19 protein-coding genes are annotated in these 26,521 nt (G+C 56.9%); 1 reads left to right on the forward strand and 18 read right to left on the reverse strand.

From position 1 onward, the window contains the following. Nucleotides 1-188: 188 nt before the first annotated feature. On the reverse strand, nucleotides 189-1,310 hold the full coding sequence (locus Q0K10_RS11265) for an NADH:flavin oxidoreductase (RefSeq protein ID WP_294507040.1): 1,122 nt from the start codon (nucleotides 1,308-1,310) through the stop codon (nucleotides 189-191). Nucleotides 1,311-1,726: 416 nt separating this feature from the next. On the opposite strand from Q0K10_RS11265, the gene Q0K10_RS11270 reads away from it, so the two are divergent. After that, nucleotides 1,727-2,587, forward strand: coding sequence for an alpha/beta hydrolase family protein (locus tag Q0K10_RS11270; RefSeq protein WP_294507042.1), 861 nt, complete (start codon nucleotides 1,727-1,729; stop codon nucleotides 2,585-2,587). 309 nt (nucleotides 2,588-2,896) lie between these two features. Here Q0K10_RS11270 and Q0K10_RS11275 read toward each other — a convergent pair whose 3' ends face one another. The 17 genes from Q0K10_RS11275 to Q0K10_RS11355 form a co-directional block, all read right to left on the reverse strand. After that, nucleotides 2,897-5,929 carry a hypothetical protein gene (locus Q0K10_RS11275; protein WP_294507044.1) on the reverse strand — a complete coding sequence of 1,011 codons (3,033 nt, stop codon included), beginning with the start codon at nucleotides 5,927-5,929 and terminating at the stop codon, nucleotides 2,897-2,899. 29 nt (nucleotides 5,930-5,958) lie between these two features. Beyond that, entirely contained in the window at nucleotides 5,959-6,684 is a 726-nt protein-coding gene (locus Q0K10_RS11280) for a DUF1559 domain-containing protein (RefSeq protein ID WP_294507046.1), read from the reverse strand. Between the two features lie 69 nt (nucleotides 6,685-6,753). Continuing rightward, complete coding sequence (locus Q0K10_RS11285; protein WP_294507048.1) at nucleotides 6,754-6,948, reverse strand: hypothetical protein; 195 nt, start codon at nucleotides 6,946-6,948, stop codon at nucleotides 6,754-6,756. Nucleotides 6,949-6,951: 3 nt separating this feature from the next. Further along, nucleotides 6,952-8,016: a LacI family DNA-binding transcriptional regulator gene (locus tag Q0K10_RS11290; protein ID WP_294507050.1), complete on the reverse strand. Its 1,065-nt coding sequence runs from the start codon at nucleotides 8,014-8,016 to the stop codon at nucleotides 6,952-6,954. A 168-nt stretch (nucleotides 8,017-8,184) separates the two neighbouring features. After that, nucleotides 8,185-10,032: an O-antigen ligase family protein gene (locus tag Q0K10_RS11295; protein ID WP_294507052.1), complete on the reverse strand. Its 1,848-nt coding sequence runs from the start codon at nucleotides 10,030-10,032 to the stop codon at nucleotides 8,185-8,187. Continuing rightward, nucleotides 10,029-10,877, reverse strand: a complete 849-nt coding sequence (gene purU, locus Q0K10_RS11300) for a formyltetrahydrofolate deformylase (RefSeq protein WP_294507054.1) — start codon at nucleotides 10,875-10,877, stop codon at nucleotides 10,029-10,031. The genes Q0K10_RS11295 and purU overlap by 4 nt, the downstream gene beginning before the upstream one ends. 111 nt (nucleotides 10,878-10,988) lie before the next feature. Beyond that, nucleotides 10,989-12,359 carry a cation:proton antiporter gene (locus tag Q0K10_RS11305; protein WP_294507056.1) on the reverse strand — a complete coding sequence of 457 codons (1,371 nt, stop codon included), beginning with the start codon at nucleotides 12,357-12,359 and terminating at the stop codon, nucleotides 10,989-10,991. 114 nt (nucleotides 12,360-12,473) lie between these two features. Next, nucleotides 12,474-14,366 (reverse strand): cellulase family glycosylhydrolase, encoded by a 1,893-nt coding sequence (locus tag Q0K10_RS11310; protein ID WP_294507058.1) that lies wholly within the window; start codon nucleotides 14,364-14,366, stop codon nucleotides 12,474-12,476. Next, nucleotides 14,363-15,196 (reverse strand): type II secretion system protein, encoded by an 834-nt coding sequence (locus Q0K10_RS11315; RefSeq protein WP_294507060.1) that lies wholly within the window; start codon nucleotides 15,194-15,196, stop codon nucleotides 14,363-14,365. The genes Q0K10_RS11310 and Q0K10_RS11315 overlap by 4 nt, the downstream gene beginning before the upstream one ends. Nucleotides 15,197-15,214: 18 nt before the next feature. Then, nucleotides 15,215-16,261 (reverse strand): GntR family transcriptional regulator, encoded by a 1,047-nt coding sequence (locus Q0K10_RS11320; RefSeq protein WP_294507063.1) that lies wholly within the window; start codon nucleotides 16,259-16,261, stop codon nucleotides 15,215-15,217. 191 nt (nucleotides 16,262-16,452) lie between these two features. Next, nucleotides 16,453-18,930 (reverse strand): beta-galactosidase, encoded by a 2,478-nt coding sequence (locus tag Q0K10_RS11325; RefSeq protein WP_294507066.1) that lies wholly within the window; start codon nucleotides 18,928-18,930, stop codon nucleotides 16,453-16,455. 185 nt (nucleotides 18,931-19,115) lie between these two features. Continuing rightward, nucleotides 19,116-19,841, reverse strand: a complete 726-nt coding sequence (locus Q0K10_RS11330; protein WP_294507068.1) for a DUF1559 domain-containing protein — start codon at nucleotides 19,839-19,841, stop codon at nucleotides 19,116-19,118. A 14-nt stretch (nucleotides 19,842-19,855) separates the two neighbouring features. After that, nucleotides 19,856-20,896 (reverse strand): LacI family DNA-binding transcriptional regulator, encoded by a 1,041-nt coding sequence (locus Q0K10_RS11335; RefSeq protein ID WP_294507070.1) that lies wholly within the window; start codon nucleotides 20,894-20,896, stop codon nucleotides 19,856-19,858. Between the two features lie 166 nt (nucleotides 20,897-21,062). Continuing rightward, nucleotides 21,063-22,724, reverse strand: coding sequence for a DNA repair protein RecN (gene recN, locus Q0K10_RS11340; RefSeq protein ID WP_294507072.1), 1,662 nt, complete (start codon nucleotides 22,722-22,724; stop codon nucleotides 21,063-21,065). Between the two features lie 30 nt (nucleotides 22,725-22,754). Next, nucleotides 22,755-23,633 carry a ribokinase gene (locus Q0K10_RS11345; RefSeq protein WP_294507074.1) on the reverse strand — a complete coding sequence of 293 codons (879 nt, stop codon included), beginning with the start codon at nucleotides 23,631-23,633 and terminating at the stop codon, nucleotides 22,755-22,757. Then, nucleotides 23,630-25,894 (reverse strand): AMP-binding protein, encoded by a 2,265-nt coding sequence (locus Q0K10_RS11350; protein WP_294507076.1) that lies wholly within the window; start codon nucleotides 25,892-25,894, stop codon nucleotides 23,630-23,632. The genes Q0K10_RS11345 and Q0K10_RS11350 overlap by 4 nt, the downstream gene beginning before the upstream one ends. An 8-nt stretch (nucleotides 25,895-25,902) precedes the next feature. Beyond that, a complete protein-coding gene (locus tag Q0K10_RS11355) occupies nucleotides 25,903-26,520 on the reverse strand; it encodes an MBL fold metallo-hydrolase (RefSeq protein WP_294507078.1) in 618 nt (205 codons plus the stop codon). Between the last annotated feature and the right edge of the window lies 1 nt (nucleotide 26,521).

Here is a 26,521-nt window from a genome sequence, read left to right on the forward strand (position 1 = left end):
AATCGGAGAGTCCGGACACAGCCACCAGCTCCACCATTTTTAAGCTCAAAACGGCAACAATCGTTGCCGTTTTTTACTATACACGCTTCCTGTTTTCGACAGACCGCTTATTTTAAATCAAATCAGCCATTCGGGAGCAGATTATGGTCATGCCCCTTTTTCAAGGGGCACCTTCCACCCCCCGCCAATCAATTGCATCCGCGAGAGGTATCATCGCTCCGTTCCCGCGGACAAAAGAAGCCGCGCCCGGTCAAAATCGGCCGGAAACAGGCGTTGCAGGTGACGCATTTCGCCGGGGAATCATCCTCGTAATGCCAGCGGCGAAGCAAACCGGGTTCCCGGATCAGAGGACGGCAGAGAGAAATCATGTCGCAGCAGGAGTCTCTTGCCAGACGTTCTGCCGTCTGGATCGAGCGCACACCGCCAACCAGCAGCAACGGCAGACGCAACGTTGCCTTCAACCGGCAAGCAGCCGACTCGTAATAGACAGTGTCATCAACAGAACCCTTTTCCGGAAGACGGACAGGAGAACGCCGGGGACCAGCCTCGGGAATTCCGCCGGAAAGTTCCACGGCATCCAGCCCGAGCCGCTCAAGCTCCCGGCAAACCTCCACGCACTCCGCCACAGAAAAACCGCCCTCCACAAAATCTTCGGAATTGATCTTCACAAGTATGGGAAAATCGTTTCCGACTGCGCTGCGTACCGCCAGAAAAATCTCTTTGAGCAGACGCATCCGATTTTCCAGCGAACCGCCATATTCATCGGTCCGTTTGTTGTAGAACGGGGAAAGAAATTCACTGATGAGATATCCGTGTGCGGCATGAATCTGCAACCCGTCGAACCCGCCCAGCCGTGCACGCCGGGCGGCAGAAGCGAAGGCGTCAACGATTTTCTGAATCTCCCCGCGACATGCGCTCCGGCAAAAGCCCCTTTTCGGAGATGAGCGGAACTCCGACGGTCCCATCGCATGTTCCGGGTCCCCCGAGAAGCCCCCCGCATGCGCCAGCTGGAGAACGATGGAGCCGCCACGACGATGCACCTGTTCGGTTGCAACTTTCCACAATTCAACGGCGTCGTCACATGCCGCAGAAGACTGGAATTTCGACGCCCTCCCCTCTTCAGAAACGAACGAATGTCCTGTTATGATCAATCCAACCTCATTTTCCGCCAGTTCCGCATAGGTTCGGATGAGCTCCGGCGTGTACAGCCCTGACGGGTCCGAAAGCCCCTCATGGGTTGCGGATCGGACAAAGCGGTTCCCCGAAACAAGCGTTCCGATTTCAAAAGGTTCAAAAAGAATATCCTTCATGCCCCCTCCCTTCTTATTTCCGTAATTGCTTTTTTTTGCAATTTACAGTTGCTTCTTCGTATTTGCAATATTCCCGGTGAACTTTTCAGAAGGAAAACACTGCGATCACGAGAAGACACATCCGTCATGCAACAGAAAATGTCCGGAGCATGGATTTTCCGGAATTCTCCCGGAACCTTCTCCGGCCCGCTTCCGGAAAGAGCGGAAAAACAACCGAAGTATGTCAGCGGAAAACCATTTTTTCGAAAAAGAGGTGAAGTGTCATGAAATTGCTCCACGTGCCGCGGAGCGAGCCCGGCCGGGGTGTATGGATTCTGCTTTCTGAACGACGACGCAACTTTCACTTGAAAAATGAGAAACAGCATGGTATTTTCTTTTTTACGCCAAAACACAACGCAAAAGGAAGAACAATGAAAATGAACCCATCCGGAAATTCATGGAGGAAAGCCGCACTTGTACTCAGCCTTCTTCTCATCTGTCTGTTTCTGCCGCTTCATGGCGCAACCATCGAAAAGCGGGACGTGTACAGTGACGCAATGAAGAAAAACATCCCGGTGAACGTGATTCTGCCGGACTCCAGCAAAACCGACGCAACCAAACGCTATCCTGTAGTGTATCTGCTCCATGGAGCGGGAGGCAACTACAGAAACTGGTCGGTCGATGCCCGTGATCTGCTCAAGGAGGTCGATAAGAACGACTTCATCGTCGTCTGCCCGAATGCGGAAAACAGCTGGTACATCGACAGTCCGGTCGACGATTCCTGTCGATACAGCACATTCTGCGGCAAGGAGCTGATTGCATGGATCGACAACCATTATCGGACCATTCCCAATCGGGAGAATCGGGCAGTATGCGGGCTGAGCATGGGGGGATACGGTGCGATGTATCTGGCGATCAACCATCTGGATACCTTCAGCATCGCGGTCTCTCTGAGCGGCGGGTTGGATATCCGCCCATACAATTCCTGGAATCTGCCCAACATTCTCGGCGACAGGAAAGAGCATCCCGAAAACTGGGAAAAGTACACGATCATCAATCAGATCGACAAGCTGAAAAACCGGGATCTTGCGATCAGCATTGACTGCGGCACGGAGGATTTCTTCCTTGAGGTGAACCGTGCAGCCAGAAAGAAACTCCTGGAAAGGAAGATCGAACACGATTACTGCGAACGTCCGGGCAACCACAGTTGGGATTACTGGAACAACGCCTTCCCCTATGCGGCGATTTTCATGAACAAACACTTCACGCGCAGCCTTGATTCCAGCAAAAATCGTTAACTGGCTCATTTCCAAAGAAAACTGACGTTTTCCAGAACAAGCCGGTCGGAAGGATACCGGAAAAACAAAACTCAGCCGGAAGAGGCTCCATTAGAAAATCCTCTCCGGCCGCGGGGGCAGCCCGAAAACGCACATGTGCTTTGCAGGCTGTGGAACGACGGTCTGGGGGCGCTCAGGCCGATGTGCACCGAAAGCTCCCTGAAACGAGGGAGTTGCATCGAGAATTTCATGTCTCGGAAAATCGGACGACGTCAGAATCCGGACATGCCTTTCCTCTCTTCTGGTTCATCAACATAACGACATGATCATCTATTCAAGTCTGATCCACTCCGCCGGCGAGGCGTCGGGAGAGAGCATCCGGTAAACCGGCCCTTTCGTTGGAATCAGCCGGGCCCCCTCGACATACAAGGGTGCCTCCGTCAACGGAAGAACCACTTTCCCATCCGAGTTCGCCGCCACCCTGCGGGTTCGACCTACGGCATCCGTAACCCAGACGCACTGCCGATTCATGGCATCAACGGTCAACTCCAGAGGAGCATTCAAATCCGCCGGGATCCATGGCTGAAGGTGAAATCCCTGTTGAATCGGAGCTTCCTGTTTGCGCAAGCCATCCTTACGGCTCCACAGCAAGGCGAATTTTCCATTCGGCCCCCGGTCGAAAAGCAACCCTCTCGCATCCGGATCATCAAATTGCAGATCCCCCAGAAATTTGCCCGGATCAAAAAAGCGGGCGGCAGTCTGCCATGCCCACAAAGGCAGCTTGGGCATCCAGTTTCGGTGGAAAAGTCCGAAATGGCATTCACGTTGCAGACTGATATTGTTGTCCGGGTGGATCAGCGCCCCGGTTTCGAGATCATTGAAGGTATAATACATGATGTTTTTCACATCGGCCGCTACCGCGAGTCCAACTTGAATCCCGATATCGGTTGCTGCGATCCGCTCATTGTTCGTTATTAGCATATTCGGAGCGGTGGGGGAGTAAAATTCCGTAAGATACAAAGGCTTGTCTCCAAAACGGCGGGCTGCCTCACGAACAGCTCTCAGAGTCCGGATATAGCTCCAGTAGGAGTCGTCTGTCTCCGGGGAACGGGTAACCCCGGTTGCGTGGAATGCGAGGTAATCGAAATCATCCCACGCCCCCTGTTCATAAACCTTCTGCATATAGGGCATATCTCCATTGCATACGGTCAAGCCGGTCAATTTGATGTCCGGGTAATACTGATCCCTGGTTTTGCGCAATACTTTTGCGAAATCGGCATAAGCTTTGGCACGAACAGCCTTCTGCTCTCCGCCGTAGAGATTCCACTCGTTTGAAAACTCAAACACTTCCGAACCGGTATCATGCGTCAACTTTAAATTGCCAAGCATCCAGCGGGAGAGTGCTTTCGGATCCGAAAGCCAATTGCGGGCTCCCTTTACATAGGCCTCCAAACTGGCGGAATCGCCAATATTGTTGTGATACCAGGTGCGCAGCCCGTATTTCTGGGCGATATGCTCATAGGGATGGGACTGGCGAATTGTGGAGACTCCGATTCTGCGCATCATCCGGAACAGAAGTTCCGGAGTCCGTGGTTCCGTCACCTCGCCGGCGCTCCCCCGCCAACCGACGATTCCAATTCGCGACTCTCTTCCGGCCTTGAAATCATATTCCGGCAAGACGCCCCCGCAAATTCTCCGATAATCTCCTGCGAATTCAGACATCGCATATATGTCGAAGAAAACCGGTCCCGTCTGCTTCAATTCCACAGAAACAGGAAACGCATGTTCCTCCTCCGGCTGCAGGATGCGCGAAAGCGTCTCCTTCTTCAGAACCCTGCCGTCAAAATCATGAGCCGTGTATCGAAAATGAACGCGCTGGGGCTTTCTGAAAAAATTGACAACATGTGCCGTCAATTCATAAGTGCCCGGATCCTTTCTGACGAAGAACGGGTCAGCCGAAGTGACATCCATCAGCAGTCGCTCGTCGCCGGCCCGGGCAATTGCCTCGCGCCAGCGTGAATCCTCATGGTCCTGAACGGACAAAGCCAGGACTCCGCTGTAAAATACCGGCGCCCAGGGAAGATGGCATTTGCGAATTTCAAACCGCAACTTCTTATCCCGCCAGAAGCTCCAGTAGCTCGGGCTCTCCCCGTTACACGCGAATGTCGCATGATTTTTTCCATTTCCGAATTCAATTGCCTGACCGCGTCTCACATCCCGCGGGACACCTCCCAATGGATGCAGCAGCGAACGTTCCGGAGAAAAGCGTCGGGTTTCCTTCATATCCGGTGCCGGGATAAAATGCATTGCCCCGAGATTTTCCTCCCACTTGCCTTCTACCTGCCAGGAAGGATAAACACGGAGACGTACGCTTTTCGGAAAAAGCGTCCACTGCATCAGATAAAGCTGTTTCCCCTCCTTATCCACGGCTGCAACCCCGAGAACCTTGTTGTCGGTTCCGACAACGTCAGTTGCGGTGGGAATCATCTCAAAATCAATATCAGGCAGCACGGGATTGTCATCTTTCAGCTTGATTGCCTGAAAGTGATCCGGAGAAGCGGGAGCGTCCGGAAGTTCCGGAGCTTTCAGGATTCCAAGATGAGCCCACTCCTCCTTAACGGAATTCCGGAACTCAATTCCCGTTCCTCCATTTGCATGGAAACGCAATCGGAGAAGCTCGTTCTCAAGTTGTCCGATCACCGGTCGAATCCGTTTCGCAGGAACTCCGAGGTCGGAAACGGCGAGATTCGCGATTTGAAGCACCCCGCAGGTATCCCAGCCGGGGACGACGGAAAAACGGATTCGGGCCGGCGCACCGGCTGATTTCAACGGCAATTCCCCGGCCGTCCGGCACTCGCCGCTTGCAGAATCCGTTATCGCCAGATCATACAATCCATCCCCATATCCGGACGTCACGGAGAGTCGATACCAGGAGTTGTCTTTCACCGGCAGAGCGCCGGGAAATGTCCCCCCAGGAACCAGACGTTTATACTGGACGCTCAAGTCTGCAACGACGACACCGTCCTTGTCGAGAAGTTGCATTACGACGGAATAGGGCTGATTCTGTTTCCCCCACACAGGAGGCGTGAAATAAAAGTCGAATTCAATCTTCCAGGCTTTTCCCACTGCGAATTCCGGAGATTCCGCAACGGCGGGAGAGTCTCTGTAATCGAAATCCTGAAGCATCAGAACTCCCTTGCCGAACCCGGCGTGAGAATAATTTTCCCCATGCCGCTCGGAAGAAAGTTTCCAATTCCCGGCCGCGGACGAATCGCTGAAATTTTCCGAAAACACCACTTCTCCCGCTGCCGAAAACACCAGGCAGAAGAGCAGCAGTAATAAACCCATCGCGTTTTTTATCATTTCCATTTCCCGCTTTCACCAGAATCGATTCATTCCCAGATATAACAGAAGGATTGGTTGAACTCCAGAGGCTGCAGGGCAATCAGATTGAAGGTGCGAACATGTCCGTCCAGCGCCTGCGCATTGATCCCCGTGTGATGCCGCATTTTCATTTTTGTCAGACGTTCGTTATAGCCGATGTCATAAGACCAGGAATAACTGTCAACGCTGCGAGCGGCAAAATCCGCAACGGCCATATATCTGGATGGATATCTGCAGGTGTTCAATTTATGCTGACCATAGATTTTGGTGTTGCCGGAATACAATTCCCTCGGATAACAACCAAGTCGGGAGTTATTGGCATAATTGCTCATTTCCTTTTTCGGCTGTCCGAAAGCGGAATTGTAAATCCAGCGTTCCTCCTGCTCGGCCGGGCAGACCAGCACCGGCGGGAAAGTCATTTTATCCGCGTTATACGGGAAATTCCTTCCCGTTCCCAGATAAGGGTAGATATGTTCGATCCAGGGCTTCAAAGTCGCCCCCAGTCCAACCGCAAGAGATCCGTATTCAAATGTTGTAGCCGGTAAAATCAGATCATCATGATCATTGCTGAACATGGTTCCGGCTGCTCCAATTTGTTTCAGATTGTTGATGCAATCTGAGCTTTGTGCTCTCGCCCGGGCTTTATTCAAAGCCGGCAGCAGCATTCCGGCAAGAATCGCGATGATCGCTATAACAACAAGAAGTTCAATTAATGTGAAACGTTTGTTTTTCATACCATCTCCTGTTTCCCTGACATCATTTACACTTCCGATCACTCAAACAAGGAAATCGCCTTGTTCCAGTCATATTTTCGCAGATTCACCATGCGTATCACGCCCCGCCGTTTCCCGAATATTCCTGATGCCGATTTCGTCAACAGGAAAATCATGACTCTGTTTCGTCCCGACGGCCGCGAACAGGCCGACCGCCGCAACCGGCAAAACCTTCGCAGCATTGGCGCGGGCGCCTCGTTCATCCGGGGTTTCATGATTCTCCACCGTTCATCCGCGTTTTTCCATGATCTGTACGCTGTTTCCCTCCTGAAATTCCAGCGGAACAAGCGTCTTGCAGACCTTATCCCCGGGATGGGAGGCTGTCATGAGCTGATAAAGCTGCTGCGCGCCCCGACGACCGAGCTCACGCGGAAACGTGCGGAAATAGGAAATTCGAACGCCGGAATCAAGCCGGACTTCCGAGTCGAACGTCACGAGACTCAGATCCCGGGGGCAGGCCATTCCCCGCACCTCCAGCACATGGCAGATCACCTCCGCAGCCGCCGCATGGGAAGTCACAAGTGCAGGCGGGCACGTGCCGGAATCAAGCCAGTCGATAAAGCATCGTTCAATGTCCGCATTGTCCGACGAACGGGCGGTACGGGCTTCAAATGCCTCAATGCCGAGCTGTTCGACAACCGATGCCATCACTCCGTACTTGCGCATCGTGTGAGACGGCGCAAGCGAAGAACCGCACAGAAAACCGATCTTCCGAAACCCCTTCTGGATCAGATACTCCGCAGCCCGGAAACCACCGGAAAAATCGTCGGAACTGATTGAATTGGCAGATTCATTCGGGAGATCGTTCGGAAGAAGCACATAACGAATTGCATTACGACGCAGAAACGTCATAAGTTTCTCGTCCGGAGATCCCATGAGAATCACGCCGTCTGCTGAACTCAATTTTTTCAGCAGCAATCGATTGTCTGCGCTTTTATCCTCCGGCTCCCACGTCGATATGTTCAGCGTCACATTGCGGTGGCGATTGAAATAACTCTGAATCCCCCGCAGGATTTCCGCCATGAAATCGAGCTGCAGCAGATTCTTCTGCTCCGGCATCGGACAGAGCAGAAGCTCAACCTTGAATTCCATCCGGGGAGCCGGAATTTTTTCCGACACCTTTCGGGCAATCGCAGAATCGTCATACCCGAGTGTTTCGACCGCCCGGAACACCTTTTCCTGCGTCAATGCATCCGCACGAGCTTTTCGATTCAGGACCCGCGATACGGTTGCCACCGAAACGCCAGCCTCGCGTGCAACGTCATTCAATGTGACCGACTGTTTGGCACTCACTTTTCTGTCTCCGTGAAAGATTACACAAATTACGATGTAAGATTACGCAATTTTTCACTATTAATTATGGGAAACAACAGGAGGAAAGTCAATACCGGAAATGAAAAAAAATCAAAAAAAAGGCGAAAAAAGTGCCGGAAGCGGAGAAATCCCGCGGAGAAGACGGATTCAGCGCTCGAACTTCACTTCCGGATAGCGCTTTTTGAGTTCGTCGGTGTACTTCGGATTGCCGGGGAAGCGGCGGCACGCTTCGAGCAGGAGCCGTTTCGCTTCCCCGCTGTTGCCGCGCAATCGCTCGATGCGGGAAAGCCGCTCGTAGGTCGAAGGACGCGACGATGTGCGTTTCAACGCTTCCCGGTAGCAGCGCTCCGCGTTCCGGATGTCGCGCATGGCCAGATAAAAGTCTCCCGCATTCTCCCACGGAAACGGGGAGTAAGGACGCCGTCCTGCCGCATTCCGCAACGCCCGTTCAACCCGCGCCGGAGTCGGACGCACTTTCAAATCCTCTTCCGACTGCGGCTGAATCAGTTTCAGCAGATCGTCGAAAGCCTGCTCCGCCCGCATGATATAAACGCTTCCACCAAACGCCGCCGCACAGAGCAGCAATCCCGGCAGCAGCCACAGCACTCCCGCCTTGCGGAAGGAAGCCGCGCCCACGGCTTTTTCCTCCCCCTCTCCCGCATCCGGACAGATCAGAGCGGCCACCAGCAATCCTCCCCCGATCGTCATGTTGGCCGGAATCTGCAGATCGACATCCATCAGCGCATGCAGCAGAAACGCGCACTCGCCCCAGAACACAGCCTGCTCAAAACCACCCGCGCGCCGACGAACCACCCGCCGCCCGAGCTCCCACATCGGCCAGCAGAGAATGAAGAGCGCCAGCACCCCGGAGGGGATCCCCGCCTGCGTCGCAAACGATGCGACGAAATTGTGCGGATCGTGCGCGGCCTCGTCGGTGTCGGAGGTCTTGAGCTCCATGTGACGGTAGAAAAATCCTCCCCATCCATACCCGGCGACCGGTTTCTCCATCACCATCCGCGCGGATGTTTTGAGGTAATCGACCCGCTCCTCCATCGAACCGAAACCACGCCCGACATAATGCGCAAACAACGCCCCGCCCGCGATCACCGCTATCGCGGCGAAAATCAAACCCGCACGCCAGAGCTTCCGCATCGGCAGCGTCAGCACGAACCCGCCCGCAGCAAGCACCGCCGCAAGCAGCGCCCCGCGCCCGCGCGTCAGGAGCAGTACCGATCCAAGCAGCAGGCATCCGATTCCGGCGAGCAGCGGTTTCGACACCTTCGCCGGTTCAAACCGTTCGCCTGCAACCCACAATCTCCATCCCACCAGCGGCAGCAGCAGCACAAGATAACCCGCCAGCACGTTGCAGGAGGCGAAGGAGCCGAACACCCGGTCATCCTCCAGTTTGCTGCGCATGACACTGCCGATCTGAATTCCCGCCTCATACTGTTGACGCATGAAATCCCGCATCTCGGCGAATCCGACAAAATACTGCCGCAATCCGGCATAGACCGCGTAACCGGCTCCCGCCAGCAGCAGCCAGACGTAGATGCCGCGCCACTCCGGACGGTTCGAGAGCACCAGATAAAGCGCCCAGAGATACGCGCCGATCCCGGCGAGGTGGAAGATCTCCCAGATCGCGTAGTCGAGCGTCTCGCAGTTCAGCAGCCCCGGCAGCGCCGCGATCGGCAGTCCGAACGCCCACAACAGCGCACACCGCCCCGCCGCGCTCCGGAACGGCGGAGTCTTCAGCCGCCACCCGAACACCGCCAGCGCCAGCAGCAGCGCCACCCCGGAAAAGAGCCCGAAACTGTGCGCCGGCCAGGTGATGTCGAGGTAGGCGGCCCAGAATCCGGGGAAGAAACTCGTCGCCTCCGGCATCACGGCCAATCCCGCGAATTTCGCCGGCAGCAGCAGCGTCAGAAGCCCGAGAAATCCGGCGGCGATCATCTGCGCTGCGCCAGCCCGATTCGCCTGTTCCGGTGGTTTCTTCATGAGAATACGATGGTCCTGCGGCCGGAAACAATAACACGGTGCTCAAGGTGCGCCCGGACCGCCCGGGTCAGCACCCGCCGCTCGATGTCCTTGCCGATCTGTTTGAGATCCTCGGGCGTATCCATGTGGCTGATCCGTTCGACATCCTGCTCGATGATCGGCCCCTCATCGAGGTCGGCCGTCGCATAATGGGCGGTTGCGCCGATCATCTTGACGCCGCGCTCCCATGCGCGCTCATAAGGATTCCCCCCCTGGAACGCGGGCAGAAACGCATGATGGATATTGATGATCCGCTGCGGATAGTGCGCGATAAAATCGTCCGACAGAATCTGCATATAGCGCGCCATGACCACCAGATCGATGCGGTGACTCCGCAGCAGTTCGAGCACCTTCGCCTCCTGTTCGGCCTTCTTCCCCTTCTCCATCGGGCAGCAGAAATAGGGAACATTGAAACGGTCAGCCACGTACTCCAGATCCGGATGATTGCTGATGATGAGCGGGATGTTGCAGACCAGATCTCCCTCGTCTGCGTGCATGAGCAGGTCGTAAAGACAGTGCGACGCCTTCGACACCATCAATGCGACATTCTGTTTTGCCTCAAGATGATGAACCGAATATTCCAGTTCAAGTTTTTCGGCGAACTTCGCGAATGCCTCCTCCAGTTCCCGGCGCGTGATTTCGGCGTTGAGTTCGAGCGCGATCCGCATGAAATAACGTTCCGCCCGGACATCCGAAAACTGCCGGCACTGCAGAATGTTGAAGCCGCTGTTGTAAAAGAAACTTGAAATTTCAGCCAGCAGCCCTTTCCGGTCGGCCGTCTGAATCAGGAACACCACCTGTCGCATCCGTTCACTCCCTGTCGCGGGTTGAGTTTGATTTCATTCTATTTCCCGTAACATAGCACATCCGGACCGATTTTGCCAGCGCACCGGCCGGAAAACCGCGCAGGAAACCATTCAAAGCAGTTCGTCCTGCGTATCCTCCGCCGGAATCGGATACGCCTCCTCCTCGGTCACTTCGTGGAATTTCATCTTCGTCCTGGTGATGATGAGCCGCACAAGCGTCGGAACCGGCAATGTGGTCACGATCGAAAGGATGATGATCGCATTGAAGAAGTTGTTGTCGAGCATGCCGAGGTTCCTGCCGATCGCCGCGGCTGCCAGCGTCGCAGAAAGTTGCGGGACCGTCATCAGCCCCGCGCACACGCCCTGCGAGTTCGAGAATCCGGAAATGCGCATCGCCAGCCAGCCGGAGGCGACCTTGCTGCACACGAGCCCGAGCACCGTCAAAAGAATGATGGAGAGATTTCCCGCCTCGCCGAACGCCCGGAAATCGGTCGACATGCCGATCGAAATGAACAGGAACGGGATCAGCAGTCCGTATCCGATGCTCTCGAACCGTTCCATAAGCGGGCCGGTCGGGCCGCGATTCTCTTTCACGAGCCGCGAGAGCGCCAGCCCCGCGATGAAGGCGCCGACCACGAGGTTCACCCCGAGGAACTCCCCGACCAGCACGGTTGCCAGAATCACCAGCAGCAGAATTGTAACGAGCGCATCCTCCCCGGGCTTGAAGATGCGCAGCAGCAGCTTCCCGATCCGATAGACCAGGAAAACCGCAACTCCGAGGTATGCAAGCACAACAAGCAGGAAAAACGGCGTGAACCAGTTGCCGAAAACCGCCGGATCGACATAATCGAAGATCGAGAGCGAACGGCCGCCCGCCGCCTCCGCAGCTCCCGGAACAACGCTCTGGCGCTTGAGTTGAACACTCACCGCAAGCAGGATGATGCTCGCGATGTCCGTGATGACGGTCGAGATCAGAACCGCCGCGCCGAACCGTGTCTTCGTCAGTTTCAACTCCCGGATCACCGGAAAAACAATGCCGACCGAGTGCGATGCGAAGAGACTCGCATACAGCAACTTTCCGGGGAGATCGTCCGAACGGAAATACGCGTAGACAAAAAATCCCGCGATCGCCGGAATCAGAAACGTCAGAATGCTCAGCGCGATCACCGGTTTTCTCGCGGAGTTGATGAGCTTGAAATCCGCCTCCATCCCGGCCAGCGCCATCAGAAAGACCAGCCCGAGCGAACCGAATGAGTTGATGAGCGAGTCGAAATGCGAGACCACCGTCTCCGTCTCGCCGCCGAGAAAACGAAATGCGTCCGCCATCACGCGGACCAGGTCGAAGCAGTTCGGCCCGATCAGCATCCCCGCGATCAGCAGGGCAATGACTCCCGGGATCTGAAACCGCCGCAGAATCAGTGGCCAGAGCGTGATGACGGCAATGAAGACGATAAACAGAACAAGGAACGTATCACTTCTCAAAAGACACCTCCGGCGGTCATGAACCCGTTCGTCGAGGTAAACTACCGCCACAGGGATCCGTTTTCAAGTCCACGGCACGATTTTCCGCCGAAAAACGTTGTTCCCGGTCAGACGTTACCGTTTGTTGCGGCTGAAATAACCGATCAGCAAGGTCTTCCGCAACGTGTTCGGCTGCCGGTTCAGATCAGCCGGATCGGCTGAATGTTCCGCGCTCCAGCCGTTCCATTCGCGATAGGCATGGTATGCCCAGTCCCAGCCGTACTCCTCGAAAAGATCGATGAGATCGACCAGATACTGTTCCCCGCCCGGAGCCCAGCGTGCGACGCCGAACTCCCCGACCAGAATCGGTACGTTGTACTGCTTCTGAAACCGGACCACCGGTTCGAGAGCTCTGCGCAGAAGTTCCTTGTTCCAGACCATTCCGTCGCTGTTCACCCCCGGATATGCACCGATCATCGGAGCCCCGTTGACCCCCTGATGCGTATAGTTATGCGGCAGGTAGAAGTGCACCGTGTAGACGGCGTTCGGAATATTGACCGGTCGCAGACCGGCGAAACCGACCGGATTCCCGCCGACCGAACACGGGATGATGACCGGGGTGTCCGGATCGATCTCCCGGATTGCCAGTGCGATCCGCTCGGCAAAGCGGTTCCAGTCGAGTGCGCCCCCCTCGCGATAGACGTAGGCAGGTTCGAGCGGCTCATTCAGAATGTCGTAACCATAGATGTTCGGATTTCCCCGGTAACGGCGCGCAATATTCCGCCAGAGCGCCACGATCATCTCCTGGGACTCCTGATTCCAGACGCCGACGTTCTGCTGAATTTCATTCACCGCTTCCGGACCGGAATGGAGATCGATGATGACCTTGATCCCATATTTTTCAAACAACGGGAGTTTGCGGTCGAGCGCCTCCATCTGCCGTTCGCCCCAGGCGGCGTATTTCTCCGGCGTGTTCTCCCGGCCGCCGCCGCTGAACTGATAACGCACAAGATTTCCGTGCCACACTTCGCCGAACTCACGGATCGACGCCTCCTCTTCACCGCGAAGAGAGCCGATCATCGCGCCCCGATACTTTGGAACCTTCTGCAAGGGGGCATCGCTCCGGCAGGTGAACGGAGCCGGCAGCGGCGAGAGCGAAAGTTTCACGTCCGCATAATAAGCATTTCCCCCCTTCCCCGCGTGGAGAAATCTAAGTTTGAGCTTTCCCGCGTAATCCGGAATCCGGACTGAATAACCGAATTTCCGCCAGTCGAAACTCCCCTTGTCCGCCCGGAGCGCCGGGTAATATTCGCCCGGCCCCGCCGGGGCCGCAGGGGAAATCATCAATGTTCCGCCGCCGAGCTCCTCTCCGCGGATCATCGCCTCCACCGTGACGATGCGTCCGCGCAGCAGATTTGTATCGAGCTGCAGCTCTCCCGTCGTCCCGGAAAATTTCACGCAATTCATGCCGTCCGGACCACCTCCTGCCAGAAATTCCGCTCCGAGCTTTTCGGCGGCTGCCGCAGTCGAGAACGATTCCCTCCACACCACACCGCTGGTGGAGTCGGCAGGAGATTTCACCTCCGGCTCCTGTTCTGAAACGGGCGTAATCGCAAGACGTTTCACTTCCGCCCTCCCCTTTTCCGCGTTGACCTGAACGCAGAGGATCAATTTTCCGGAAGCCGCGGGCGTTCGAAAAGAAACCGAAGCCGCATGAAAACCGGTTCCGGAAATCGGCAGCTGAACCAGGTTTTTTTGCCAGTTCTCCATGAGTTTGACCACCGTTTTCCCGCGACCGACCACGGAGAGCTCGTACGAAGCACCGGGGAAAAGTTCGACGGTTCGATAGACCTTGCTGTCCCAATGCGTGCCGTCCACAATCAGAACACCGGATTCCACGTTGCAATCCGTCCCGCCAGTCCGTTTCCAGCTGCCCGCCTCCTCCGCGGAGAAGGGAAATGTCAAGGTCCCCCCCGCCAACAGCGTGACAGGCAGCCAGAGCGCAATTGCTGAAATAATCCGTCTCATTGAAAATTCACCTTCCAGTATCGTTCCGCGGGGTGCTTGACTCCGCCGGTTTCCCCTCCCACCTGCAGTGCCGCCGCATGTCCGTCGACAAAAGCGTAATTCGACGACATTGCGCCATGCTGCACCTGCCCTTTGATCCCGTTGACATTGCACGCCTTGAAGTGGCGTGTACTCCAGTAGGTCGCATATCGAACGCCGCGCTGATAGTGGCTGAGGTCCGTCTCGGATCCCGGTAGCGCCTTGCAGAGAAAAAGCATCAGCGTCGAGGCGTTCCGGATCGAGGAGAGCTTCTTCCCGGCCGGAGCGACGCTGGTCTGGCAATTGACCACCTCCTCCGCGGTCATTCCGCATTCGGTGTTGTTTCCCCAGCCGTTGATCCAGTAGGAACGCGGCGTCGCTCCGTAGTAGAGACCATTCGGGTCGAGCGGACAGTGAAAGATCGGCTGTTTTTTGACCGAAGGGTTGCTGCTCAGATACCGGGCGAGCGCATAGTCCCACAAATCCGTCGTGAACACCTCCCGGCAGACATAACCGGGAACCACAATGAAATCCGCATTGTCGTTCGAATAGAGCGCGGAAGCTCCCCCGATCTGCTTGAGATTGCTCAGGCAGTTCGTTCCCTTCGCCTTGTTTCGCGCCTGATTCAACGCGGGCAGAAGCATCGAAGCCAGAATCCCGATGATCGCAATCACAACGAGGAGCTCAATCAAAGTAAAGGTTGTTTTGTGCGTTGCACGGCCGCGGGAGGCCGGGGCATCAGCCGGACGTCGGCGGCAGATGCGGCAGACATTGCCCGCCGGATACTCAATCGGGGTGAAAGTTCGCTTCATTCTCACTGGCAACTCCTTTTATTTCGGGCTGTAATCATAACGTTCACGCAAATAGAGTTCCACAACCGGTTCCGTTCCGGGCGCATCCATTCTGCGCAGGAGAAGCCGCATCGCCGCGGCTGCGAGTTTATCGTAATCGTTCCGGAGCATGCGGCACGGCACTTCCGAAGGTCTGTCGTCGGCCATGACCAGCCGGCAGCGCTTCTGAAAATCTTCGCGGTGACTGCGGAATTCGTGCCAGAGCCGGACCGGCCCGCCGCCGATGTCGTAAATCGCCTCCGGCAGCCCGTTGTTCTCAACCCAGGCGAGGTACTGTTCGAGAATATTCTGATGGTGGTCGAGAACGCACCCTTCCTCAAAGGGGACACCCCGTTCGGCAAAAGCGCGCCGAATCCCGGCGAACTGCCGGTTCGGGTGGCTCAGATTGGCAAGAATCAGGATTTTTTTCCGTCCTTCCGCCAGCAGTTCGACTGTGACCTCATACCCTTCCTGTTCGAGATCGTAATCGACCGAATCGAAACCACCGACGATCCCGGCCGCCACAACACGGGGCATGGAAAGAGACCGGAAGAACTCCTCCGTGCGCCCGGCCCCGGCCATCTCCGGAGCGACCCAGATCAATCCGCAGCTCCTCACGCCGAAACCGGCCGCCGCCGCTCCGTTGTTCTGAAAAAGATCGACATGATGCAGAAAGTAACCTGCTCCGGTGATCGCGGCGGACACCGCTCCGCTCATACGGCAGAGATAGTTTTCAAAGTAGATCTGCTTGCCATCCGCGGAGAGCAGTTCCACGATTTGCGGCCGTTCCTCCCGCCAGCCGCGCAACGGATTCGTATACATGCCGACGCCGACCTTCACGGTGAGGAGACCGTCGTCTACGAGATCCTTCAACGCCTTCTGAACAGTCGTGCATCCGACGCCGAATTCTGCGGCGAGTTCCCGCATGGAGGCGAGCCGCTGCGGTTTGCATTCCCCGTGGATGATCGTATCGATCACATATTTCCGGATCCGGACGTAACCTGCGACCGAAATTTCCCCGGCAATCTGTCCAGCTTTTCGCTTCATCCCATCACACCAAGAATTTACAATAAAAAGAGAACACAGGTGAACACTTATATTATAGCAAAATCCCCCCGCAATGTCAAGAGCCCTGCAAAAATATTTGCGAAATTACCGATCAAAGAGAAGAAGGGAAACGCAAATCAGCCTCCAGAAAAGGAGGCTGTGAAGAGGAATTTCGGAAAAGAATCCGGTGGTCATCGTCCGTCCGGAAGAGTTTGCCCTGGCAGGATACCAGCATCTTGCCCCTGAACGACGGCAGCGGCCTTTCGCGCACGCCACTCCTCCGGCGTCAGGAGTTTCCAATCCGGAAGCTCATCGGCATAAACAGCCAAAGGTTCATTCGGAATGATGATCGATCCATCCGGATTCAACGCCACCGGATCGAGCCGCCAGCTCACGACCTTGCTAACAGCGCGCCAACCAAACACGGAGATGCGATGCGGCTTCTGAGCCGAGTGCATTCCCTGCTCCACACGATCAAGCGCCCAACAGACGATGGTGTAACGCGGGCCGTCGGCTTCTTCCGACTCTTTTTCGAGAATATATGCTTCCAGCCCCAAAGCGGGATCAGCCATTCCAACCAATTTTCTGCCGCGCATTGCATCGGTCGAAGCGGCATAGGCCAGCAATCTGAGCTTCGGCTGCCAATTCAGGTCAAACAATCCGGAGTAAAGCAGATTTCCAGCTTCCTGAAAATCGCGGGCGAGAAAATAGGTCACACTTTCCATATTCTGGAGAAAAAGGTCGCGGGCGAAAAGTTTCATCAGATCACCGGGATGCCCGTAACAGGATTCCTCACTGTTATGAAGTTGTTTGGAAGAAAAACCGCGTCTGGCGCGTTCATCGCGCATCCAGTCGGCAAATCCCCACTTGGGAACACTCCAGGTGTAGTGCAGCGAATAAGCGTCGAAACATTCGTCCACTCCGGCATCAAACGCCCGTTCAATCCAGGCACGTCCGCGTCCTTCGGCCCGATCTCGTTCAAGGCTGGCCCAGGTCGCTCCGAATCCGAGAAACGGGAATTTGCGGTTCGGATATGCGCGGTCAAGCGCGAAGCGGGTCATTTTCGCCTCCTCCACATAGTCTTCAGGCGTGCTGTCACCGACCCACCAGACATGGGAGGCATCGACCTCGTTCCCCAACTCGACGGAATGAATCACATCCTCCGGGACATGATCGAAAAGTTTACGAAGATAGTCGCGATAAAGAGGGTAATATTCCGGTTTGCAGGCCGCGAGTTTGTTGCCGTGTCCCCTGCCGTAACGGGCGGGGGCGAACCCCGTGGTCAACATGAGTTTCATCCCGTGTTTTCCGGCCAGAGATATTTCGTAATCGAGTTGGCGAAAGTCGAATTTACCTGGCTCCACTCCAAGACGGTGCCAGCATGGTTCAGCGGTTCTGAGAAATTCCACTCCTGCCCGGGCGAGCAGCTCAAGAGCAGCGGCGGTTCGTTCCTCATCCACTCCGACCTCGACAAACGGTTTCTCTATTCCGTGGACGCCAAAACGCATCCGCTTTCGGGATCGGATGGCAGAAGGCGCAGGAAGCGGACGTGACTTCATCTTGCGCAGAACTTCGGCTGTGGTCTCCGGATTCCACTCTTCGTTGGTTTCAGCCAGTTTGGCCGGATAGGTTCGCATCTGAATATCGTGGATCATTTCGCGAAAAAATGTCTTTCGTTCCTCCGGGGAAGCTCCGTTCGGAATTCCTTTCCATGGCGACCCCGGCGGGCGATTACCGCGCGGCGCCCAAGCGGGATCAGCAGTCAAGACGATCGCATCCAGAAAGAGACGGATGTTATCCGTCCCTGGCCTGGGACGGCTCGCCGTGATTCGAAACGTATGCACACCGGCGGAGCGAAATTCCTTTACTCCCACCTTCGTCCAGAAAAAATAAGCCCGAGGATGGGGGAAACCGTAGGCTGGGCTATAAGGACGACGCCCGACCAGGTCAATCGGCAACTCGTCATCCCACCGGATCGAGCAGGGCGAAGCCCAGCCAACATGAAACGGTGTTGCGGCAATCCAGACATGGTAAGCTCCCGGAGCTGGAACATTCAGTTCGTATTGCGCATAATAGCCGTCGGGAGCCGCTTCAGGATCGACTTTACGGTCGATGCTGAAATACATTCCCCCGGAAGCCCCCTGGCCTTTCTCATTCAGGAATGGTACATTGGCGCGTACTCCGATATTGCTCTCATCCGGCAGTTCCGTCTCTCGCCAGACCATGGTTCCTTTCGGAGCGTTCGGCAGGGCTCCCGGAGAAAAAGCGGGATGGTTTCCGGCGGGTCGATAGTTCTCGTCGGAGGTAAGGACAAGGGCATCCAGAAATACAACAACTTTAGAATCGGCGGATCGTCCTTTTCCAGCCTCGATTCTGAGAGTGTAGACTCCGGGAGCGGCAAAATCTCGCTTCCCTGCGTCATGCCAGAAAAAAAACTGTTCGTTTTTTCCCCTTCCATAGGGAACGCCCTGGTATTTTCTGCCGCTCATATCGATCTTGTCCGCCTGGTCATTCCAGCGGATCGAGTAAGTCGAAGCCCATCCGGTCACAAGCGGCGTCGAAGCGATCCAGAGTCGATAGGAGCCGGATTTCTTCACATGAAATTCGTATTCCGCAAAACGGATCGTACCGCCGGTGGAGGATTCGGGCCGTTCATTCTTCAAAAACATCCCACACGAAGCTCCTCCGGCCCCCCCATCGGAGAGAGCCGCAATCCCGGGCGTGAAATTGGTTTGTCTCGCCTCTTCCCCCTCCAGCCAGATCGTTTCCGCCAGCACGGGTACAAGGGGAAAGAAAAATCCAAGAACCATTCGAATAATGAATTGCAAACGCATGACAAATCCTTTCAATCCCCTCAATTGTTATCCGTAACGCTCCAGTTGAAGCCGAATTTGCCCCAATATGCGTGGCCCTTGTTTGTACGGGCTCTCAGCATCAGGGTCGAATTGATGTATTCGACGTGTCCGTCGAGAAAATTAAGATTGATCCCTATGGAGTGCCCGTATTCCGTCCCGAAAAATGCTTTCCCCCCGGGAACTTCGGCAGGAGTCTGCGTGTAGGTATAATGGGCAACTACCCCCTCATCGGGCGCCTTCGGCATATTTCCGTCAAGAGTGACAACCGTCCGCGACGGATGTTTGAAATTTCCCCGTTTGTGATACTCCCGCGTGGTTCGCTGCTGTGAAAGATTAACGTTCTGCCCGTAACTCAGTCGGGCATCTTCCCCGAACTTGAAGGATGTTTCATGCAATGCGACGAAGTCCTTCATGGATTTGCTGTTTTCCTCCGTTGATGCGGGACAGAAGAATATTTTCCCGGTGGCGTTTTTCCCGAGATACGGAGCCAGTGTCGTCGGCCATACGATATTACCCGGCCACCGGATTCCGGCTGCGATGAAGTCGTTGTACTCGTCACTGTAACTGATGTGTCCGAACGCGATCTGCTTGAGATTGCCGGAACAGGAACTCCTGTGAGCGGCGCTGCGCGCCCGCTGAAGCGCCGGAAGCAGCATCCCCGCCAGAATCGCAATGATTGCAATCACAACCAACAATTCAATTAATGTGAAAAAACTTCTTTTCATGGGAGATTCCTTTCTTACAGATGTTGTGGTGTGGTTTCTCTTTCCATAAGTTTCGGAGCGATACGAATCAGCTGTCGGCGATAGTCGGCCTCACAGAAAATCCGAAAAATCTCCGTCGCCATCTCCTCTGCGGGCAGCCGGACAGTGGTTGGAGAGACTGGATCGAATTTGTCAGAATAGCCATCAACGCCGGTCACCGCAATCTCTTCCGGCACTCTGATTCCGGCCAGCCGCAATTCGATGGTAACAAGTTGGGCAATTCGATCATTGTAGCAGACGAACGACTCCGGACGCTCCGCCAAACCGGCCAGACGCCGCACCCAGACGCGACACTCCTCTGCCGAGAGGAAGCTGGTCATTCCGACCAGCCGCATACCAGGATGTTCTGTGACGGCATTTTGCAGGTGGGTGCGCCGCCAGCAACTGGAATTGCTTTCCGGAACACCACTTCCCACATACCAGAGCCTTTGGAGTCCGCAATTGCCCAACACCCCGCAGATCATCCGCATGACCTGTCCTTCGTCAAAACTGACCGCGGCAGAGCAATCGTAATCCGGTTCACGGTTCCGGATGTTGATGATCGGAATTCCGCACCGGCAGAACTGCTTACGCAAATCCGCATTGCTCTCCTCGCCGACCCAGGAGATGATGATGCAATCCACCCGCCGGATTAAAAAACGGTTCAAAATCTCCCGCTCACGCTTTTCATCCCCCTCCGAGGACTCTGAAATCACAAGATAACCGTTGTCCACGAAAAGCCTGCTGCACGCGGAAATCAACTCCTGAGACATGGCGGAACGATTCGAGGGCAGCAGCAGCCCGATGTTGCGGCTGCGCCCAGAAACCAGTGTACGAGCCAAGTCGTTTGGAATATAACCGAGTTCCTCGGCAGCCGCAAGAATCTTGTTTTTCGTCTTTTCGCTGATGCCGACCGTTGTTTTCTTATCCGGATTCAAAGCGGCATATACCGCAACACGCGAAACTCCCGCGTGTTTTGCAATCATCGCCACGGTAACCTGCCGCTTGGCCTCTTCCCGCCCAGTTGCTTCCACCATCTTATTACCCTGTTATAGCTCGTGCTATATCAATGATCAAAAAAAATAATCCACACCATTGGATCTTCACATATAGCTCGTGCTATATATTATGAATCAATTTTTCAGAAAAGTCAAGTGTGTCAAGTCAAAAAAAGCAAATTTTCATGTTTGAGACGCGACTTCGTCATTCTGCGATGCGGCGCAGGATGTCGCGCGCATGGGTTTCGGCGGAAGCACCGCCGCCGAGCATGCGGCCGATCTCCCTCACACGCGCCTCCGCGTCAAGTTCGCGGCACTCGGAAAACGTGCGTCCCTCCTGCGTGTGTTTTTCGACCCGGAAATGGCGGTCGGCCCGCGCCGCAACCTGCGCGAGGTGCGAAATGCAGAGAATCTGCCGGTTGCGTCCCAGGTTGTGGAGCTCCTCGCCCACCCGGTTTGCCGTTTCACCGCCGATGTTCACGTCAATCTCGTCGAAGACAACCACCGGAATCGCGTCCGCATCGGCCAGAACCGTCTTCAATGCGAGCATGAGGCGCGACAATTCTCCGCTCGAAGCGATTTTCCGCAGCGGATGCACGCTCTCTCCGGCATTAGCGCTGAACAACAGTTCAATGCGGTCCATCCCGTTCGGACCGGGCTCAACAGCGGTGAACGCCACTTCGAGCACGCATTTTGCGAATCCGATCGCTCCGAGTTTCGCCCGCACCTCTCCGGCGAACCGCGCGGCGCACCGCTTCCGCTGTTCGGAGAGTTTTTCCGCAGCCGCGCGCAGTTCCGCGTTCAACGCCTCATGGCGCCGGTCGAATTCCGCACGGCGCTCGGCGGTATTGTGGAACAGTTCGAGCCGTCGGGCCGCCTCCTCCCGCCGTTCCAGCACCTGCTCAAGCGTCGGTCCGTAGCGCCGCTTGAGCGTGAACAACTCCCCGAGACGGCTCTCCATCGCCGCGAGTGCCTCGGGATCGAGTTCAACTTTATCAGCCAGCTCCGAGATGCGGTTCGAGAGAGCGCCGATCTCCTCCTGGATCCGGTCGCACTCTTCAAGCAGCCCCCCCGCGAGCGCCTCATCGATGCGCGAGAGTTCCAGAAGTTTGCGGTAGACGCCCGCCATCCGGTCGGAGACGGAATCCTCCTCCTCGGTCAGCGCCGCAGTCAATCGTCCCGCCGTCTCAAGCACCAGCCGGGAGTTCCCCGCGATCCGGAATCGGGCGGAGAGCTCCTCGTCCTCTCCGGGAGCGGGGTTGACCTTGTCGATATCCTCCAACTCCAGTTCGAGGCGGCTGCGTTCGGAATCGTCGGGAATCATCCGGTCGAACTCCTCGCGCTCCCGGGCAAGCTCGTCGAGCTCCGCGCAGATTCGGCGGCATTCATCGGCCATTTTCTCCGTTCCGGCGTAGCGGTCGAGCATCTCAAGCTGGCGGGCCGGAATCGTCAGAGAAAGCTGTTCATTGGCTCCGTGCAGGTCGATCAGCTGCGCCCCGACCGCGGCGAGCAGCCGGGCACTGACCGGCGTATCGTTCACGAAGTTCCGGACGCTCGACTGCCCGATCACGCGGCGCAGCTGCAACGGCTCGGCCGGGTCGAATGGAATCTCCGCCGGGCCGAGAATCGCCTCCACCGCCGGGATCAGCCGCGCCGGAACCACGAAGCTGCCGGCCACGACGCAGCGGTCGCAGCCGGTCCGGATCACACCGCGGTCGACCCGCCCCCCGAGCAGCAGCTCGACCGCCCCCATCAGAATCGACTTGCCCGCGCCCGATTCGCCGGTGACGACGTTGAAGCCGGGCCCGAACTCCAGTTCGGACTCCTCGATCAGCGCGAAATTCGTGATTTTCATGTAGGTCAGCATCGCATCTTCTGCTCCTGCAAAAACACCGTTTTACGCCAGTTCGCTCCGGAACGGAATCGAATCGGCCGCGCCCGGCCGGCTGACCGTGATCGCAGATGCCCGGGTCGCGAGTTCCATCGCCTCTTTCAGCGCCATTCCCTCGAGCAATCCCGCGAAGAGATAGCCGATAAACGTGTCGCCTGCGCTCGTGGTATCGACCACTTCGGCCGGATACGGCGGGAGCATCACCATCGCGCCATCGTCGTCGAGAAACGCCGAACCGGCTTTGCCGAGCGTAAGGATCACGCGACACTCCGGATAGTTCGATTTCAGCGCCACGAGAATCGCCTTCGGATCCTCCACCCCGGCCACGCCCGCGCCTTCGATCTCGTTAACGATGAGGTAACTCAACAATCCGAGCGGCAGCTGTTTCGCATCCTCCGGGTCGAACGGGGCGAAGTTGAAGGCGACCGGAATTCCGCGCTCATGCGCCTTGCGGAAAACAAGATCGATCGAATTGATTTCGTTCTGAAGCAGCAGGATTCCCCCTTCCGCCGCGTCGAGCGCGGAATCGATCTCCACTTCCGTGATCTCCCGGTTCGCACCGCCGAAGAGCAGAATCGCATTCTCCCCCTTCGCATCGACCTGGATCACCGCGTGCCCGGTCGGAGTATTCCCCTCCGTCACGAGCGAAACGTCGACCCCTGCCCTCATAAGCGTATCGCGCAGCATCGCGCCGTCGTGACCGATCTTTCCCGCGTGCATGACCGGCGCCCCGGCCCGCGCAAGCGCGATCGACTGATTCAGCCCCTTGCCGCCGCAGCCGACCGAATATCCCGCCGAATTCAACGTCTCGCCGGGGCGGACAAAGTGGTCGACCTGGTAGACATGGTCGAGATTCAGAGAACCGAGACAGACGATCTTCTTCATGAAAGCTCCTCCGCGAGTTTTTTAAGTCTGGTCAGATCGAGTTTGCCGCTTCCGAGCAGCGGAAGATGGTCGATTTTCACAAAATCCTCCGCTTTCGGAATCCACAGATTCGGCAGCTTCTCCGCACGCAGGAGCTCGATCACCGCCGCGGGATCGAGATCCTCCGCCGTGTAAAACACCACAAGCCGCTCGCCGCGCTTCGGATCCGGGCGGCCGGTGACAGCAACTTCGCGTTCCTCGCGGCCGCGCAACCCGGCGATCGCCTGCTCGACCAGCTCATGCGGAACCATTTCTCCGCCGATCTTGCTGAAGCGCGAAGCGCGCCCGGTGATGTAGACATACCCTTCGCGGTCGATCCGCGCAATGTCGCCGGTGTTGTAGTAGCCGTTCTGGATGACGCGGGCGGTCTGTTCCGGATCGTTCAGATACCCTTTCATGACGGTTCCGCCCTTGACCTGCATGAGCCCCGGCGAATCCGGCCCGAGTTCGATGCCGCTCTCGGGGTCGACCACCCGCACATGGATGCCCGGCAGCGGGATTCCGATGCTGCCGGGATGGTGCGCCCGTTTCCCGAGTTCATAGATGGAGTTGCAGAGGTTGATCGTCACAATCGGCGAAAGCTCCGTGCAGCCGTACCCCTCGATGATCTCAAGCCCGGTCATCGCGCGGAATTTCGCGGCAAGTTCGGGGCGCAGCTTCTCCGCGCCGGTGATGACCAGACGCAGCGTTTTAAGCTGTTCCGGCGTCGCCTTGCGCAGATATCCCTGCAGAAAAGTCGGAGTCGCGGTCAGCAGTGTGATGCCGAATTCGTCGATCGCCTTCACCACTCCCGCCGCATCGAGCGGATTCGGAAGATAGATCACCGGAGTGCCGGAAAGCGCAGGAAAGGCGAATTCGACCGTGAACCCGTACGCGTGAAACAGCGGAAGATTTCCGACGATCCGGTCGCGCCTGCTCCACAGGATCATGCGCCAGAACGCCCACAAATCGCAGTTGATGTTGCGGTGGGTCAACTGCACCGCCTTCGGTTTTCCGGTCGAACCGCTGGAAAAGAGCAGCACAGCTTCCAGCCCGACGTTGAAAGCGCTGCGCGGCGCAAGGTGGCGCATGAGCATCCGGAACGGCATCAACGCGCACAGCAGCGCAGTCTGCCGTTTTTCGGCCGGCGTCACCTGCGCGGCGACGTCTTCCAGGATCACCATGTTCGGCGTCTCGTTCCAACCGAGTTTCCGCAGAAATCTGCGGCTCGTGAGAATGGATTCGACCCCGGCTCGTCCGAGGGCTTCGAGCGCGACCTCCGCCCCGGAACTGAAGTTGACCACGGCGGGGGTCCGGTCCGCGAAGAGAACGGCGAACATCGCCGCGGTCATGGCCGTGCAGTTCGGCAGCAGAACACCGACGTAACGCGATTCGCTCCTGAGTTCGCGCACGCGGCGCGAGAGAATCGCGGCCCGCACAAGCATCTCGAAATTCGTACACTTCGTTCCGTCCGCATCGAGATAGGTCACCTCGAAGGGGTGGCGTTTCGCCCGTTTTGCGAAAACGACATGCAGCGGCAGTTCGCCCGGCTGCGGCGCGGCCTCGGCCTCCGCTCCGAGCTCGGAGATGAGCTGCCGGAATTCGAATGCCGAAAGCCCGGGCGAGGCAGGACGCCCCACCTTCAAACTGAAATTCAGCGGCAGAGTCCGGGGGGCGCGGTACTTGAGTTTTCCCTTTTCAAGCGTGAAGAGCCGCCCCCAGAGCATCCCGATCCGCACGGGGATCACCGACACCTCGACCCCGGCCGGAAGCAGCGGCGCAACGCCGGAGCGGAAGCGCATCAATCCGCCGTTTCCGGAGATGCTCCCCTCCGGAAACAGACACAATACTCCGCCGCGCCGCAGCTCTCCGCGCACCCGCAGAAAAAACCGGTGCATCGCCTTCGGGTGCGCGATCGACGGAACCCGGATCACCCCGAGGTACCAGAAGAGGAAACGGGTCGGAACGAAATCGAGAACCTCCTGCCGCACCATGAACCGGACCGGACGACGCGAAATCGACTGAATCAGCAGCATGTCGATCAGGGAAACATGGTTCGACACCAGCAGCACCGGCCCGGAGTCCGGAATGTTCTCCCCCCCCTCGACCCGCAGACGCAGAAACGTGTGCCGAAGAATCCAGACGACCAGCTTCAGCGTGATCGACGGACGCAGAAACAAAAGCAGCACGCACGGCAGAATCAGCAGCACCACGATGATGGAACAAAGCGTCAACACATCCATGAGAAGGTTCACTCCAGCAATTTGAGTTGTTCCCGGAACTCTTCGAGCGTCGCACAGCGCAGATAGGGATTGTGCGCCTTCTCCTCCCCGAGCGTCCGGTACGGGACCTCGCCGTAATCGTGCCCGGAGTAGATCACGAGCGAATCCGGCAGCGGCAGAATCTTTTTCCGAATCGTATCAAACATCTCCTTCGAGCGGCAGAAGCCGACGCAGCCGACGAACAACGTGTCCCCCGTGAAAAGCGCCGAGTCGTCCGAGAGCCGGAACGAAACCGAATCGCGCGAGTGCCCCGGCGTTGCGATCGCCTCGATCCACCCATCGCCGAACGGAACTCTCCGGCCGTTGTACAGTTTGATCCCGCCCGCGTGCGGATGGGTCGGGTGGCTCGCAATTTCAGCGGGAAAGAAACTGCGCACCTCGCCGAGACATTCGCAGTGATCCTGATGCCCGTGGGTCAGAAGAATGTACCGGGGCGTAATCCGCCCCGCCGCCTCGACAGCACGGCGGATGACTCCGCAATCTCCGGTCGGATCGATCAGCGCCGCATCCCCGTTCTCCGCTGTCACCAGATAGGAGAAGTTGTGGTCGTAACCGCCCACACGAAGCTGCTCCACCCGAAACGCCATC

Origin of the sequence: uncultured Victivallis sp. (assembly GCF_944391105.1) — a bacterium.
GTDB lineage: Bacteria > Verrucomicrobiota > Lentisphaeria > Victivallales > Victivallaceae > Victivallis.